Source organism: Kitasatospora sp. NPDC028961, assembly GCF_055564815.1.
The window spans coordinates 164,647-178,865 of sequence record NZ_JBVHVO010000008.1 but is presented as its reverse complement, the minus strand read 5'-3'; the positions used below and the strand labels follow the sequence as shown (position 1 = coordinate 178,865).

Genomic DNA, 14,219 nt, shown 5'->3' with positions numbered 1-14,219 from the left:
AGGTGGTGCGCGGTCAAGGTGACCTCCTGAGGGCGCGTGACGGCGGCCGGTCCGGACCGCCGGGTGTGGAGCGGTTGGGACGGTAGCCGCGCGCCGCGCGCCGCAGTACCCGGAACCATCCGGACTGACAGGAGCGGACCGGCCGCCGGGACCGGCGCGCTTCGGGGCGGCGCCGCCCGGGGCACCGCCGGGCGTGGCCGCGCCACGGCCGCCGTGGGACGGACCGCTACCCGTCGGCGGACCCGGTCGGCGTGACCGGCTCGGCGTCGGTCAGGACGTAGGCGACGAGCTGGTGCCTCCCGTCCGCTCCCCGCTTCGCGACGACGGCGGCCGCCCGGACGTCCGGCGCGGCGGACAGCACCGACTCGATCTCGTCGAGTTCGATCCGGACGCCCGAGATCTTGACCTGCCGGTCGAACCGGCCGACGAATTCGAGCGCGCCGTCCGGTCGGGTCCGCACCCTGTCGCCGGTCCGGTACCACCGCCGCGGCACGGCACCGGCCTCCTCGACGAACCGCTCCCCGGTCTGCTCCGGCAGGCGGAAGTAACCCGCGGCGACGCAGGGACCGCCGACCCACAGTTCGCCGACCTCGCCCGGTGCCACCGCGGAGCCGTCGTCGCCGACGACCCGGACGGACGCGTGGCGCAGGGGCCGCCCGATCGGGATCGCGGTGGACCGGGCCTCCTCCGGTGTCACCTCGTGCGTGGCGGCCCAGACCGTCGCCTCCGTCGGGCCGTACATGTTGTGGACCCGGACGCCCGGGAGGGCGGTCACCAGGCGCCGGGCGAGTCCCACCGGGAGCACCTCACCGCCGACGTGGAGCGCGCGCAGGTGCCGCAGGGACAGCAGGGCCTCCTCGGACGACGCGATCGCCGACAGGAGCGAGGGGGTCGCCTGGAACAGCGTCGGCCGAAAGCGCCGCACCAGGCTAGGCAGGCCGTCGTCACCGGGCGAGTCGAGTCGGTCCACCATCCTGGCCGGGCTCACGACGGTGGCTCCGCCGCGGGTGAGCGGCCAGAGCAGCTCCATGACCGCGATGTCGAACGCGACACTCGTCACGGCGAGGAAGGTGTCGTCGAACGGGCTGCCGTAGGCCGTGTCGAGCGCGTCGAACAGCGCGGCCACGTTGGCGTGGGTGACCACGACGCCCTTGGGCCGACCGGTGGACCCGGACGTGTGGATGACGTAGGCGGGGTCCTGGGGGGAGGGCGAGGGCAGCACGATCTCGGCGAGGCCCGGTTCGGCCCGGCGCGGCGTGACCTCGACCGCGTGGACGTCGAACTCCCGCCCCCCGCCGTCCGTGACGAGGAGCGCGAGGTCGGCGTCCTCGACGACGGTCCGCCGGCGCTCGGCCGGATAGCCCGGATCGAGGGGGACGTAGGCGGCCCCGGCGGCGGACACGCCGAGCAGGGCCACCACCAGGTCGGCGCCCCGCTCGACCATGACGCCGACCCGGTCGCCCGGCCCGGCCCCCCGGGCGACGAGCCGGCGTCCCAGGGCCTCGGCCGCCAGCGCCAGTTCCGCGAAGGTGAGCGTGGTCGTCCGGTCGGACACGGCGGGCCTCGTCGGATGGTCCAGCGCCACCGCCCTGACCCGGCCGAACAGGGCGGGCGTCACCGTGCCGCTCCGAACGCGAGCAGCCGGGACACGCCTTCGCGGTCGTTCATCAGCCCCTCGTGGCTGTAGTCCGAGGAGAGCATCAGCCAGCAGGAGCCGATCCGCCGCGCGGTGCGGACCTGTTGCGTCCCCGGGAAGTACAGGTCGTCCGCGGCTGCCACGGCGTAGACGGGCACGGTGTTCCTCCCCAACTGGTCGAGGTCGTAGAGACTGGTCCATCCGGTGTACCGGGCGAGTTCGTCGGCCACCTCGGCGAACGGCGCCAGCGCCGCGAACTGACGGAACATCCACGGGAAGAACACCTCGCCGTAGAAGTGGAACGGACGGGCCCCGGCGGCGAACGCCGGCTCGTCCGCGTAGAGCCGGTCGGCGGCCCACCCGGTGGCGCGTCCGGGGTGTCCGTAGGTGTACTCCTGCAGGTAGAAGAGCGGGGAGTCGACCAGGTACGTCGCCGCCGCCACCGCGGCCAGGAAGTCCTCGGTGAGGTGGTCGCCGTCCCAGGCGCCCTGGAGGAGGTCGTGGACCGCGGCCATCCCGCCGGCGAAGCCGAACTTCAGACCGAGGAACCGGAACCGCTCGGGCGACAGCCGCTCTCCCGTCGGCAGCAGCACCTCGTGGTCGCCGAGGTGGTCGACGATCCGGTCGACGAGCCCCGCGTCCCCGGGATACCGCCGGTAGTACTCGGCGTTCTTCCTCCTGCTCATCACCAAGGTGTCTCGCAGCAGGTCCTCGGCCGTGCTGACCGGGCCCAGGAGCCCGCTGGAGATGAACACCCGGTCGACGCACTCCGGGGAGTGGGAGAGGTAGGTCAGGGCGATGGAGCCGCCGTAGCTCTCCCCGAACAGCGTCCAGGCCGGGACCCGCAGCACCCGCTCGCGCAGGAACTCCGCGTCCCGGACGACGGCGTCCGCGCGGTAGCACCGGAGCCGCTCCAGCGCCTCGGCCGGCGTCATGCCCGCGATGGTGGCGGCGGTCACCGGCGAGCTGCGGCCGCCGCCGCGCTGGTCCAGCAGCACCACCCGGTACCGGTCCAGGGCGGCGTCCAGCCAGGCGGGGATCCTGGTGCGCGGATCGGGGCACTGTCCGCCGGGGCCGCCCTGGAGGAAGAGCAGGTACGGCAGGTCACGGTCCACCGCGGCGCGGCGCACCACCGTCCTGGCGAACAGCTCGATCGACGGGCCGGCCGGGTCGTCGTGGTCGACCGGGACCTCGAAGCGGTGGTCCTCGACCACGACCTCGTCGTGCTCCCGGTCCGCACCGGTCGGCGCGGAGAAGGCCAGGATGTTGCGGACCGTGGGGTTCCGGCGCAGCCGGTGGCCGTCGACGCGCCTGCCCGTGCGGTCCGTCCACGCCGCGCAGGCCGTCGTCAGGAGCAGCGACGTCACCCCCAGGTGGGTGAGGTCCTCGTCGGGATCGAGGTCGGCCCGGGCCAGCTCCGCCGTGAACAGCCGCAGCAGGAAGTCGAGGTCGCCGATCGGTTCGTGGCCGGCCGGTTCGCCGCCGGGCGCCGCCCCGGTCTCCGGGGACGACGGCGCGGGTGCCGTCTCGGCGGCCAGCCGTTCGAGCGCGGCCCGGTCCGTCTTCCCGTTGGGCAGCACCGGAAGCGTGTCGACGAACACGAACCGGGTCGGAACCGCCTCGGGCGGCAGGGCGGCCCCGAGGTGTGCCCGCAGCCGGGCGGTCACGTCCGCCGTGGTGTCCCGCTCGGTCCGCTCACTCATAGCGGCGCCGCAGCAGGGTCTCGTCGTACTTGGTGCGGAACAGCCCGCGTTCCTGCAGCAACGGCACCACCTCGTCCACGAAGTCGGCGAGGCCGGCCGGGAACACCGCGGGCATGAGGTTGAACCCGTCCGCCGCGCCCTCCCCGACCCAGGTCCCGATGACGTCCGCGATCCGCTCCGGGGTGCCCGCGACCACCAGGTGGCCTCGCCCGAAACCCTGGTGCGCGATGATGTCGCCGACGGTGGTGCCCGGCCGCCGGGCCATCCCGGTGATCAGCTCGTAGGTGGTGCGGTTGCCCTGGATGCTGTCGGCCGGGGGGAGGCGCTCCACGGGGAAGGGCGCGTCGACGGCGCAGTCGGTGATGTCCACGTTCAGCATCATCGAGATGTGTTCCAGGGCGTAGTCGACGGCCTGCAGGCCGGTGAGTTCGCGCTTCTTCTCGTCCGCCTCGGCCTGCGTGGCACCGACGATCGGGATCAGCCCCGGCAGCACCTTCACCGTTCGCCCGTTCGCGGCGGCGCGGCGGCGCATCTCGGTGCGGAACCGCGCGCCGTCGCGGACGTTCTCCTGCACGGTGAACACCGCGTCGGCGTGCCGGGCGGCGAACGACCTGCCCGCCTCCGACGCGCCGGCCTGGACCAGGAACGGGCGGGACTGGGGACTGCGCTGGATGTTGAGCGGCCCGCGGACGGCGAAGTACTCCCCCTGGTGGTCGATCCGGTGGATCCGGTCCGGGTCGGTGTAGTGCCCGTTGGCGCGGTCGCGGACCACGGCGTCCTCGTCCCACGACTCCCAGAGCCGGTGGGCGACGGCCAGGAACTCGTCGGCGCGGTCGTACCGTTGCTGGTGCGGGAGCATCGCCGGCCGGTTGAAGTTCCTGGCCTCGTTGACGCTGTTGGACACGACGATGTTCCAGCCGACGCGGCCGCCCGAGATGTGGTCGAGCGAGGAGAACATCCGGGCGAGGTGGAACGGCTCGTAGTACGAGGTCGACGCGGTCGCGATCAGTCCGATGTGCTCGGTGCCCAGGGCGAGGCCGCTCAACACGGTGAGCGGTTCGAGCCCGCCGCAGTAGTTGCTGCGCGGCTTGTGCCAGAGCGCGTCGGCGATGAACACGGAGTCCAGCAGCCCTCGTTCCGCGAGTCGGGCGAGTTCGAGGTAGTAGTGGATGTCGGTGACACGGGCCGAGTCGCACCCGGGATGCAGCCACGCGGAGTCATGGTGCCCGGGCAGCAGCATGAACAGGTTGAGGTGAATACTCAAGGCGCCTGACACTTTCGGCTGGTCGGAGCGGTGGTCGTCGGAGCGGTCGCCGGGGCAGCGGTGGTCGTGGCAGCGGTGGTCGGCCGAGCGGTGGTCGGGGCAGCGGTGGTCGGGGCAGCGGTCGTCATGGCGCCGGCCTACGGCAGGCTCTTCGCCTCGTGCAGCTCGGTGACCAGCCGGATGGCCTCGTCCATGCGCTTCGCGCAGTGATCGACGTCGTCCCCCTCGACGAGGGCCCAGGCGACGGCGATCGAAGTGGTCTTGAGCTCCTTCATGACCTCGCCCACCGGCGCCTTCATCCGGACGTGACGCACCCCGGGCAGGCTCTCCAGGTCCTCCTGCGTCACACCGTTGCGGAAACCGGACTTGACCGGCAGGCACACGAAGCCCATGACGCCGGTGGGTTCGAACGCGGGCGCCGGCACGGGCGCGTCGATGTGGACGAGGGCGTGTGCCGCCCACAGGCTGACCCCGACGGTGTGCTGTGCGCTGATGCTGACCAGGCCGCCGGCCGGGCGCCAGGCGAGCTCGCCGGCGACGAACCGGCCCGGGCCACCGAACACTTCGAGGTGGAAGACGGTGTTGCGGCCGCCGAGCGCCGACCGGCAGCGTTCGGCGAAGGCACGGGCCTCCTCGTAAAGTTCCGGGTACGCCTTGGGTGGGAGGGCGATCGAACGGAACGGGTTCCCGTTCTTCGCCTCGATGCACGGGTTCACGTCGCGCGACACCATGAAGGTCTCGATCCGGCCGTCGACGACGACGCCGTCGAAGTGCCACTCGTCCCCCGCCTGCCACTCCTCCACCATGAACGCGTCGAGTTCCGGTGTGGCGGTCAGCCGGTCGAACAACTCCTCGGCGGTTTCCGCCCGGAAGACGAGATGGGCGCCGCCGTCGGCCGTCGGCTTGACGATGTAGGGGGGAGCGAGCTCGCCGAGCGCGTCGCGGAACCCGGCCACCGAGGTCGGCCGCTCGGGGAACACCACGAACCGCGCCGTCGGTACGCCGTGCCGCTGCCAGAGGGTCTTCTGCAGCGGCTTGTCGCGACCGGCGAGCGCCACCCGGGCGTCCATCGGCTTCCGGCACCCGAGGATGTCGTTCAGGATGGCGGCGGTGGTCACCGCGAACTCGTGGCCCGAGACGACGACGTCGACCTGGTCGGCGACACCGAGGTGGATCAGGGCGGCCCAGGCGAGTTCCGGCCGGTCGAAGGAGGGGAGGAACGCGCGGTGCGCGATCAGGTCCCGGCAGGCCTCCATCACCACGCGGTCGTGCGCCACGTACAGCACCGTGACGGTGTGGCCGAGGCGGGCCAGCTCCTCGATCGCTTCTTGTTCCGCACCTAGAAGAACGACGTTCACCTTGTACCAGATCCCTCGGTTCGACGGATGTGTCTGCTCAGCTCCGGTCCGCGCTGCCCGGTGCTGCGCGGTGCTGCGCGGTGCTGGTCTGTCCGGCGCTGCGCTGCTCTGCGCTGCCTGCGCTGCCTGCGCTGTGCTGCCTGCGCTGTGCTGCCTGCGCTGCTCAGCGATCGAGGTACACCGGAAGGGTGTCCAGGCTCCGCACGGTGGCGGTGGTGCGGCGGGTGGGCTCCGCCGCGAGGCGCAGCCGTACGCCCTCGTCGCTCAGCGCGTTGATCACCGCGGTGACGCTCAGCTTGCCGAACTCGGAGCCGAAGCAGGCGTGCGGCCCCGAGCCGAAGCCCAGGTGCGGGTTCGGCCGGCGGTCCAGGTCGATGTCCTGCGGGTCGGCGAAGACCCGGGGGTCGCGGTTGGCGGCGGCGAGCAGCGTCACCACGTTGTCGCCCGCCGCGATGCGGGTGCCCTCGATCAGGGTGTCCGCGACCGCGATCCTGCTGGTTCCCTGCGCCGGCCCGTCGTACCGGATCAGCTCGTCGACGCCGGTCGCCGAGCGGGACGGGCGGGACAGCTCCGCCAGCAGGTCGGGCACGGTCGCCAGCAGGTGTGCCGCGTTGCCGACCATGGCGAAGATCGTCCCGTAGCTGGCGTTGAACATCATGGCGGCCGAGTTCCGGATGTAGTGGCTGCCGGAGAACTCCTTGTCCGCCCGCCGGATGAGGTTCGCGATCAGGCCGTTGTCGCCCTCGGGGCGCGGGAACCAGCTCTCGCCGAGGTCGTTCAGGCGCTTGCGCGCGGCATCTCCCTGCGGGATGTTCTCCGGCGCGAGGCCCGAATCCATCCGGAGCGCGATGCCGTGCGAGATCTCCGCGTAGTCCGCGTCGTCGGGTTCGGGGACGCCGAGCAGGGCCGCGGAGATGTGCAGGGCGAAGGGCGCGGACACGTCCGCCATCAGGTCGAACGGCTCGCCCGGCCGCTGGGCGGCCAGTCGCCCGCGCACGAAGTCGACCGCCTCGCGGAACAGCCGGTCCTTGTCCTGCGAGCGCATCGCGCTCACCAGGAGCTGGCGCAGCGGGTTCTGCTCCGGCGGGTCCATCATCTGCACGTTCTGGCGGAAGTCCGGGATCTTCTCCCCGACCCGGCTGGGGTCCCGCGCGAAGGTCGCGTGCTCGCGGAGCACGCGCACGCAGTCCGCGTGCCGGACGACCACCCACGCGCGCATGCCGGCATGCCAGTGGACGGGCTGCTCCTCAAGCATCCTGGTGTAGGTCGGATAGGGATCCCTGAGCATGGCCGGGGACAGCGGATCGTAGGTCGGGGTGGGGGTCACCAGGCTCCGCCTTCGTGTCATCGGGGTGGAGAACGCACGCCGCCGCGCGTTCGACGCGGGGCGGCGTGCGTCCGGTGTCTTTCACGAATTCCTTGTTCTCACTGCGGGATCACTCGACCCGGGGACCGGGCGTAGCTCACCGGTCCTCCGCCGTGTCTCAGTGGTTGTACGACATGGACGTCACCCCCGTTCCGCGAGCAGTGGCACGAGCCGGGCAGGTGGCGGGTGCTCGGACGCGGCCCCGCGTGGCAGGTCCGCACCGAGCGCCGCGGTGTCTCAGTGGTTGTAGGACATGGACGTCACCCCCGTTCGGCGAGCAGTTGCACAAGTCCGGCAGGCGTCGGGTGCTCGAACACGTCACGGAGCGGCAGGTCGACACCGAGCCGCCCGTGAATGTCGTGCGCGACCCGTACCATGCCGAGTGAATGGCCGCCCCGTGCGAAGAAGTTCTGGTGGACGTCGGCCACCGGCACTCCCAGCACCTCGGCGAACACGTCGCAGACGGTCTGCTCCGCCCCTTCGGCCGGCGGCCGGCCGGCGGACTCCTCGGTCAGCGCCGGCAGCGCCTTCCGGTCGAGCTTGCCGTTGGGAGTCAACGGCAGGGCCTCGACCATCCGGAATCCGGTGGGCACCATGTGGAGCGGCAGCGACTCGGCCGCGTGTCGACGCAGGGCGGTCGGCGTCAGCGCCTCGGTCGCGGGCACGACGTAGGCGACCAGGCGGGTGGCCGGGGTGTGCTTGTTGACCGCGAGCACGGCGACCTGGACCACCTCGTCGTGGCCGCGCAGCACGGCCTCGATCTCGCCGAGCTCGATGCGGAAGCCCCGGACCTTCAGCTGGTCGTCCACCCGGCCCATGAACACGAGCTGCCCGTCGGCGCGCCAGCGCACCACGTCCCCGGTCCGGTACATCCGGCTGCCCGGCGGGCCGAAGGGATCGGCGACGTACCGGTCGGCGGTGAGGCCGGGCCGGTTGAGGTACCCGCGGGCCAGCTGCACCCCCGCGATGTACAACTCGCCGGCGACGCCCGGCGGTACCGGCTGGAGCCACCGGTCGAGGACGTAGGTCCGCATGTTGTCGACCGGTCGGCCGATCGGCGCCTCGTCCGGCCAGTCGTCGGGGTCGGCGGGCAGGGCGAACGAGGTGGCCACATGGGTTTCGGTGGGGCCGTAGTAGTTGGCCAGCCGGCGGTCCGGCACGGCGCGGTGGAACGCCGCCAGTTCGGGGGTCAGCGCCAGGCTCTCACCGCCCTGGATCACGTGCCGCAACCGGGGCAGTTCGGTCCCGGCGGCCTGACTGATGTCGACGATCGCGGCGAGGACGAGGTTGGGCACGAAGACCTCGTCGACCTCGCTCTTCTCCAGCCACGTCACCAGCTTGTCGAGGTCCCGGCGGGTCTCCTCGTCCGGGAGCTCGACGCAGCCGCCGCGCACCGTGGCGATCAGGATCTCCACCAGCGCCACGTCGAAGCTGATCGACGAGAAGTTGGCGATCCGGTGGGTGGCCGCGCCGTCCGACGTCGCGGACACCCGCTCGTACCACCTGATGAGGTTCACCAGGGCGGAGCCGGGCATCACCACCGCCTTCGGCAGCCCGGTCGACCCCGAGGTGTAGATCATGTAGCAGGGGTGGGCCGGCAGCAACGGCGTGACCCGGTCCGCGTCCGTCAGGTTGCCGTCGGCCATGCCCTGCTCGTCGACCGGTCCGGTCAGCACGAGTTGGGGATCGCTGTCCTTGAGCATGAACGCCACCCGCTCCGGCGGGTACTCCGGATCGACGGGACAGTAGGCCGCGCCGGCCTTCAGCGTGCCCCACACCGCGACGATCAGGTCCACCGACCGGGCCATCGACAACGCGACGACCGACTCCGGCCCGATGCCGCGGCCGGCCAGGTGACGGGCGACCCGGTTCGCCCGCGCGTTCAGCTCGCCGTAGGTCAGTGCCGAATCCCCGCACCGCACCGCCACCGCGTCCGGGGTCGCGGCGGCCCGCGCCTCCAGCAGTTCGGGCAGCGCGCTCTGCGCCACGTCCCTCGCCGTGTCGTTCCAGGCGGTGAGGACGTTCGAGAGCTCGGTCGCGGAGAGGATGGTGACGGCGCCGATGGTCCGGTTGGCGTCGGCCGCCATGGCCGTGAGCACGCGGACCAGCCGGGCCGCGATCGTCTCGGCGCTCGCGCGGTCGAACAGGTCGGTGTCGAACCGCAGGTCGCAGACGAGGCCTGCCGCCGTCCCGTCCGGCCCGTGGCGTGCGTCGACGTTCAGGTGCAGGTCGAACCCGGACGCTCCGAACCCGGGCGCTCCGAGGTCGGGCACGTCCGCGGTCGTGCGCAGCCCGGCCGGCCGCCACTCGACCGCGCGGGCTCCGGCGGTCACGAGGACCTGGCACAGCGGGTTCCGGCCCGGGACCCGTGCCGGATCGACGGCCCGCACGACGTGCTCGAACGGCACGTCCTGGTGCGCGAAGGCGGCCAGGTCGACCTCACGAACCCGGTCGAGCAACTCCGCGAAGGTGGGGTTTCCCGCGAGACCGGTGCGCAGCACGACCGTGTTCGCCACGAGTCCGACGACGCCTTCCGACGCCTCGTCGGGGCGCCCCGGGGTGAGCGTGCCGATCGGCACGTCCACGTCGCCGGTGAGCCGGCTGAGGAGCACGGCCAGCGCGGCCTGGACGATCATGAACATCGTCGTCCCGGTACGGTGCGACAGCTCGACCAGCCGTGCGTGCTCCTCGGGGGAGACCTCGAAGCGCACCGAGTCCTCGCCGCGACTCGGCGTCGCCGGACGCGGGCGGTCGAACGGCAGCCCGATCTCGCCGCCCAGCCCTGACAACGTCGTCCGCCAGAAGGCCAGTTGCCGCGCCGCGAGGCTGTGCGGATCCGACGCGTCACCGAGGCGCCGCAGTTGCCGCAGCACGTGGTCGGCGTACTGCACGGGCGGCTTCGCCCAGACCGGGGCGGTGCCCCGGCACCGTGCCTCGTACGCCAGGGTGAGATCGCGGCCGAGCGGGGCCATCGACCCGCCGTCGCAGGCCGTGCGGTGCAGTGTCAGCACCAGGACGTGGTCGTCCGCGGCGATCCGGAACAGGCCGGCGCGGACGGGTATCTCCGTCGCGAGGTCGAAGGTGTGCGCCGCCGCGGCGGCGACCTCCCGCTCCAGGGCGGAGGGTGCGACGGTGCGGGTGTCGAAGACCGGGCGGGCGTCCGCAAGCACGCGTTGGACCGGCACCCCCGCCACGGGCACGATCACGGTGCGCAGGCTCTCGTGACGCAGGACGACGTCGGTCAGGGCCGCTTCGAGCGCGGCCCGGTCCAGGGCGCCGTGGAGCCGCAGGACGAGCGGGATCTGGTGGGTCGACGTGGTGCCGTGCACCCGGTCGAGGAACCAGAGGCGGAACTGGCCGGAGGAGACCGGCAGCGGATCCGGCCGTCGCAGGGGTCCTGACTGCTCCGGCTCGGCCAACGGCGCGATGTCGTTCAATACTGCTCCTCTTCGGTGCGTTCTCGGACACCGTCAGCGGTTCCCCGTGTCCCCACCGGGCGGATCGCCCGCCGTTGGAGAGTCGCACACGATGACGATCGGTTCGAGTGGTCAACGAATGATTCCGGTCAGGAGAACACACGGAACACTCCACCAGCCTGGTGCCAGCGGCTTTGCTCGAGTTCCGGGCTGTCACCGCAGTCACGCCCGCCACGCGCTCCCCGCTGTGCTGGCCGGTCAGGAACACGAAAGGGGGAACGCGAACGGGACTTGTCCGGCCTCATACTGGCCGAGATTCGTTGTCGACCGGCATCCGTTCTCCTATCCCCCCCTCGGACCTTCCATCACATGGTGATACGGCCCCCCACTGCTACGGTCACCAGGCACGATCCCGCCGCGATGACGGTCGCGCGGCCGCGGTCACACTCCCGCCCAACTGTCCTCGCACCATGACAAATTGACGAAGCGTGCGTGGATCGTTCGGCGGACGGGCCGGGTGGCCCCGCCGGCGTCACCGCCCGAACTCCCGCCGTAGTCGCCGCCCCCGGCCGAAGAAGATCCATCACCGGCCCGACGTTGATCGACGACCTCATCGCCGGGCCCGGCGAATGCCCCGGCCGTGCCGTGGCGTCACCCCGAAGCGAAAGCCCGGAAGCGCTCTGCGCGCAGCCCGGACCCGTCGGGAGCTTGTACACGCCCTGGCTTGGTGCGAGACTGGCGCGGCCACGGAAGTCGCGATTAGGGGGTCGCATTGAACGTCCCAGAGAGCGTCCGCGCGGAGTACGAGGAGCAGGGCTTCAGCATTATCCGCGACGTCATTCCGAAGGATTTGCTGGAGGAGATCAGGGCCCATGTCGGCTGGCTCACCGATCGCTATCCGGACCTCCGCCCGGAACATCTCCACCATCCGCTGATACGCAATGACGCATTCTGGGTGAGACTCGTCTCCGACCCCCGTCTGGTGGATATCGCCGAATTCTTCCTCGGCCCGGACGTCGCGTGCTTCACGGCGCACTACATCTGCAAGCCCCCCCAGGACGGCCAGCCGGTGCTCTGGCACCAGGACGGTTCCTACTGGAACCTCGACCCGATGCGCGCACTCACCGTCTGGCTGGCCGTCGACCGGTGCACCACCGAGAACGGCTGTCTGCGGGTCATCCCCGGCAGCCATCGCATGCCGCTCCACGCGCCGGTCCGCTCGGTCGACTCGCCGAACATGCTGTTCTCGGTCTCCGAGGAGGAGCTGGTGCGGGAGTGGTCGGAGCGCAACGGTGTCGTGGACATCGAACTCGACCCGGGCGACGTCGAGATCCACCACCCGAACATCCTGCACTGCTCGGGGCCGAACACCTCGCCGCGCCGCCGCTGCGGGCTGGACATCGGATACATTCCGGCGACCACCAGGATCACCAGCGACGGCCTCTATCTGAATCCGCTCCTGGTGCGGGGCGAGCCCGTCGCCGGAATCAACAGCTACCGGCGGTATCCCTCCTATGTCGCGGAGGAGACGATCCCGTTCGCGGGCATGGAGAGCTGGGGCGAGGAGATCGCGGCCCGCAACGCCAGGAACTCCGACGAAGCCGCCGATCCGGAGACGCCGCTCGACGCCACCCACCGGATGATCGACCGGCTCCACGAAGGCACCGTCAAGCGGTGAACCCGCCTCTGTGACACAGGAGTCGGTCGAGGCGGTGTCCGGCGGCGCCGGATCCTCCCCGGACCGTCCGGGCGCCCTCCTGCGGGTCGATGTCCGCGCGCAGGAGGGCGGTTGACGGGTGGTCGGGCCACTCGTCCCCGTGCGTCCGGGACGCTACGAGGCCGGGGCCGCCGGCTGTCCCTCCGCCCGCATGGCACGGACTTCCCGGCTCAGCAGCGGCAGCAGGCACAGGGCGATGTAGGCGACTCCGCAGGCGAGTACGACCTCCCGCGCCCCGTACGCCGCGGCGAGCGGCCCCACGGCGAGCTGCGAGAGCGGGATCGCCACGAAGGACAGCAGCTCGTCGTAGGCCGCGACCCGCGACAACGACTCCGCGGGGACGGCGGCCTGGAGCGTCGTCTCCCAGCCGATGGACGCCACGGTGAGGCCGAGCCCACCGACGAAGGCGGCCGCCGACACGATCCACGCGTTCCCGGTCAGACCGACCGCCAGCAGCGGTAAGCCCGCCAGGGTCCCCCAGACCGCGCCGTCACGCAGCGGCCGGCGCAGGACCACCTTGACGGCCACGACGCTCATCACCAGGAGCCCGATCGCGCGTACGGTCTGCACGGTGCCCCAGCCCATGGCGCCGTCGTTCCCCGACACCACCTGTGCCCCCAGCACGTTCCACGGCCCGACGTTGGCGGCGTTGACCAGGGCGAACGAGATGGTCATGATCACCACCCAGCGCATCGACCGGAAGGTGGCCCAGCCGTCGAGGAGGTCGTGCCAGAGCGGCTCGCGCGCCGCGGGCGGCCGGCTCTCTGCCGGGATGCGCGTGAAGGCCGCGGCGGCCAGGAGGTAGGAGGCCGCGTCGGCCGCGAGGGCCCACCCGCCGCCGACCGTGGCCACCAGGACGCTGGCGAGCATGGGACCGATGATGCGCACGGTGTTCTGGCTGCTGGCCAGGAGCGCGTTGGCGCGCTGGAGGTCCTGCCGCTCGACGAGTTCGGGCACGATGCCGCGGAGCGCGGGCTGCGAGAACGCGTTCACGACGCCGCCGACGAGGGCGAGGCCGACGAACGCGACGAGGTGGTAGCGATCCGTGATCAGCAGGACGGCCATCGTGGTCATCACGGCCGCGGTGCAGAGGTTGGACAGGAGGAGCACGGTCCGCCGGCTCACCCGGTCGGCGACCGCGCCGCCCAGGAGCAGGAGCACGAGAGTGGGGATCATGTTGGCGGCCAGGACGATGCCCAGATCGGCCGCCCTGCCGGATGCCTGGAGCACGGAGAGGGCGAGCGCGACGGTGGTCATGGACGAGCCGGCCAGGTCGACGGTCCGGCCCACGAAGAACCAGCCGAACCGGCCCTTCAGGAGGCGTTTCGTCGGGGTTGGAACTGATGTCACGGTATCTGTCACGCGGACAATATCGAGCCCGGTGGGGGGCCGGGTGAATCCTTGCGACAACAGTCGCAACAACCGCCCGGTGTCCCGGCGGTGGGGGAAGCCGACGACGGGAAGGCCGCGCCGGCGGCGCTGCCGGACCGGCCCGGCCCATGGCGCCGACCTGTCCGGAACTCATGACCCCCGATGCGCCGTCGTCCGGCCGGCGCCCGTCCGCGACCGCGGACGCGTTCTGCGCCGGACCGGTCGGCGGCGGCGCCGGCGCTCCACCGGAAAGGCCCGTCACCAGCCACGAAACCACGTCCGCGACGAATCGTGAGCGGAACTGCCGCCACCGCTCCGGATCCCGGCGGACCACCGAATTGCGGCGAATCCGGACCGATCTCGGCGGCCGCCGGACTTGTACGCCAGT

8 protein-coding genes are annotated in these 14,219 nt (G+C 71.8%); 1 reads left to right on the top strand and 7 read right to left on the bottom strand.

Features of this window, described 5'->3' with window-relative positions; translation table 11 throughout:
* Positions 1 to 226: 226 nt before the first annotated feature.
* From ACZ4UX_RS17660 to ACZ4UX_RS17635, 6 genes are all read right to left on the bottom strand, one after another.
* A complete protein-coding gene (locus ACZ4UX_RS17660; protein ID WP_465707313.1) occupies positions 227 to 1,618 on the bottom strand; it encodes an amino acid adenylation domain-containing protein in 1,392 nt (463 codons plus the stop codon).
* Complete coding sequence (locus tag ACZ4UX_RS17655) at positions 1,615 to 3,339, bottom strand: alpha/beta fold hydrolase (RefSeq protein WP_465707312.1); 1,725 nt, start codon at positions 3,337 to 3,339, stop codon at positions 1,615 to 1,617. Before ACZ4UX_RS17655 ends, ACZ4UX_RS17660 begins: the two co-directional genes overlap by 4 nt.
* A complete protein-coding gene (locus ACZ4UX_RS17650; RefSeq protein WP_352294768.1) occupies positions 3,332 to 4,603 on the bottom strand; it encodes an LLM class flavin-dependent oxidoreductase in 1,272 nt (423 codons plus the stop codon). The genes ACZ4UX_RS17655 and ACZ4UX_RS17650 overlap by 8 nt, the downstream gene beginning before the upstream one ends.
* 137 nt (positions 4,604 to 4,740) lie before the next feature.
* Positions 4,741 to 5,961: an ATP-grasp domain-containing protein gene (locus ACZ4UX_RS17645; RefSeq protein ID WP_465707311.1), complete on the bottom strand. Its 1,221-nt coding sequence runs from the start codon at positions 5,959 to 5,961 to the stop codon at positions 4,741 to 4,743.
* Between the two features lie 163 nt (positions 5,962 to 6,124).
* On the bottom strand, positions 6,125 to 7,288 hold the full coding sequence (locus tag ACZ4UX_RS17640; protein ID WP_465707310.1) for a cytochrome P450: 1,164 nt from the start codon (positions 7,286 to 7,288) through the stop codon (positions 6,125 to 6,127).
* A gap of 299 nt (positions 7,289 to 7,587) precedes the next feature.
* Positions 7,588 to 10,764, bottom strand: a complete 3,177-nt coding sequence (locus ACZ4UX_RS17635; RefSeq protein WP_465707309.1) for a non-ribosomal peptide synthetase — start codon at positions 10,762 to 10,764, stop codon at positions 7,588 to 7,590.
* Positions 10,765 to 11,515: 751 nt separating this feature from the next.
* On the opposite strand from ACZ4UX_RS17635, the gene ACZ4UX_RS17630 reads away from it, so the two are divergent.
* On the top strand, positions 11,516 to 12,421 hold the full coding sequence (locus ACZ4UX_RS17630; RefSeq protein WP_465707308.1) for a phytanoyl-CoA dioxygenase family protein: 906 nt from the start codon (positions 11,516 to 11,518) through the stop codon (positions 12,419 to 12,421).
* A gap of 153 nt (positions 12,422 to 12,574) precedes the next feature.
* On the opposite strand, the gene ACZ4UX_RS17625 is transcribed toward ACZ4UX_RS17630, so the two are convergent.
* Positions 12,575 to 13,810 carry an MFS transporter gene (locus ACZ4UX_RS17625; RefSeq protein WP_465707307.1) on the bottom strand — a complete coding sequence of 412 codons (1,236 nt, stop codon included), beginning with the start codon at positions 13,808 to 13,810 and terminating at the stop codon, positions 12,575 to 12,577.
* Between the last annotated feature and the right edge of the window lie 409 nt (positions 13,811 to 14,219).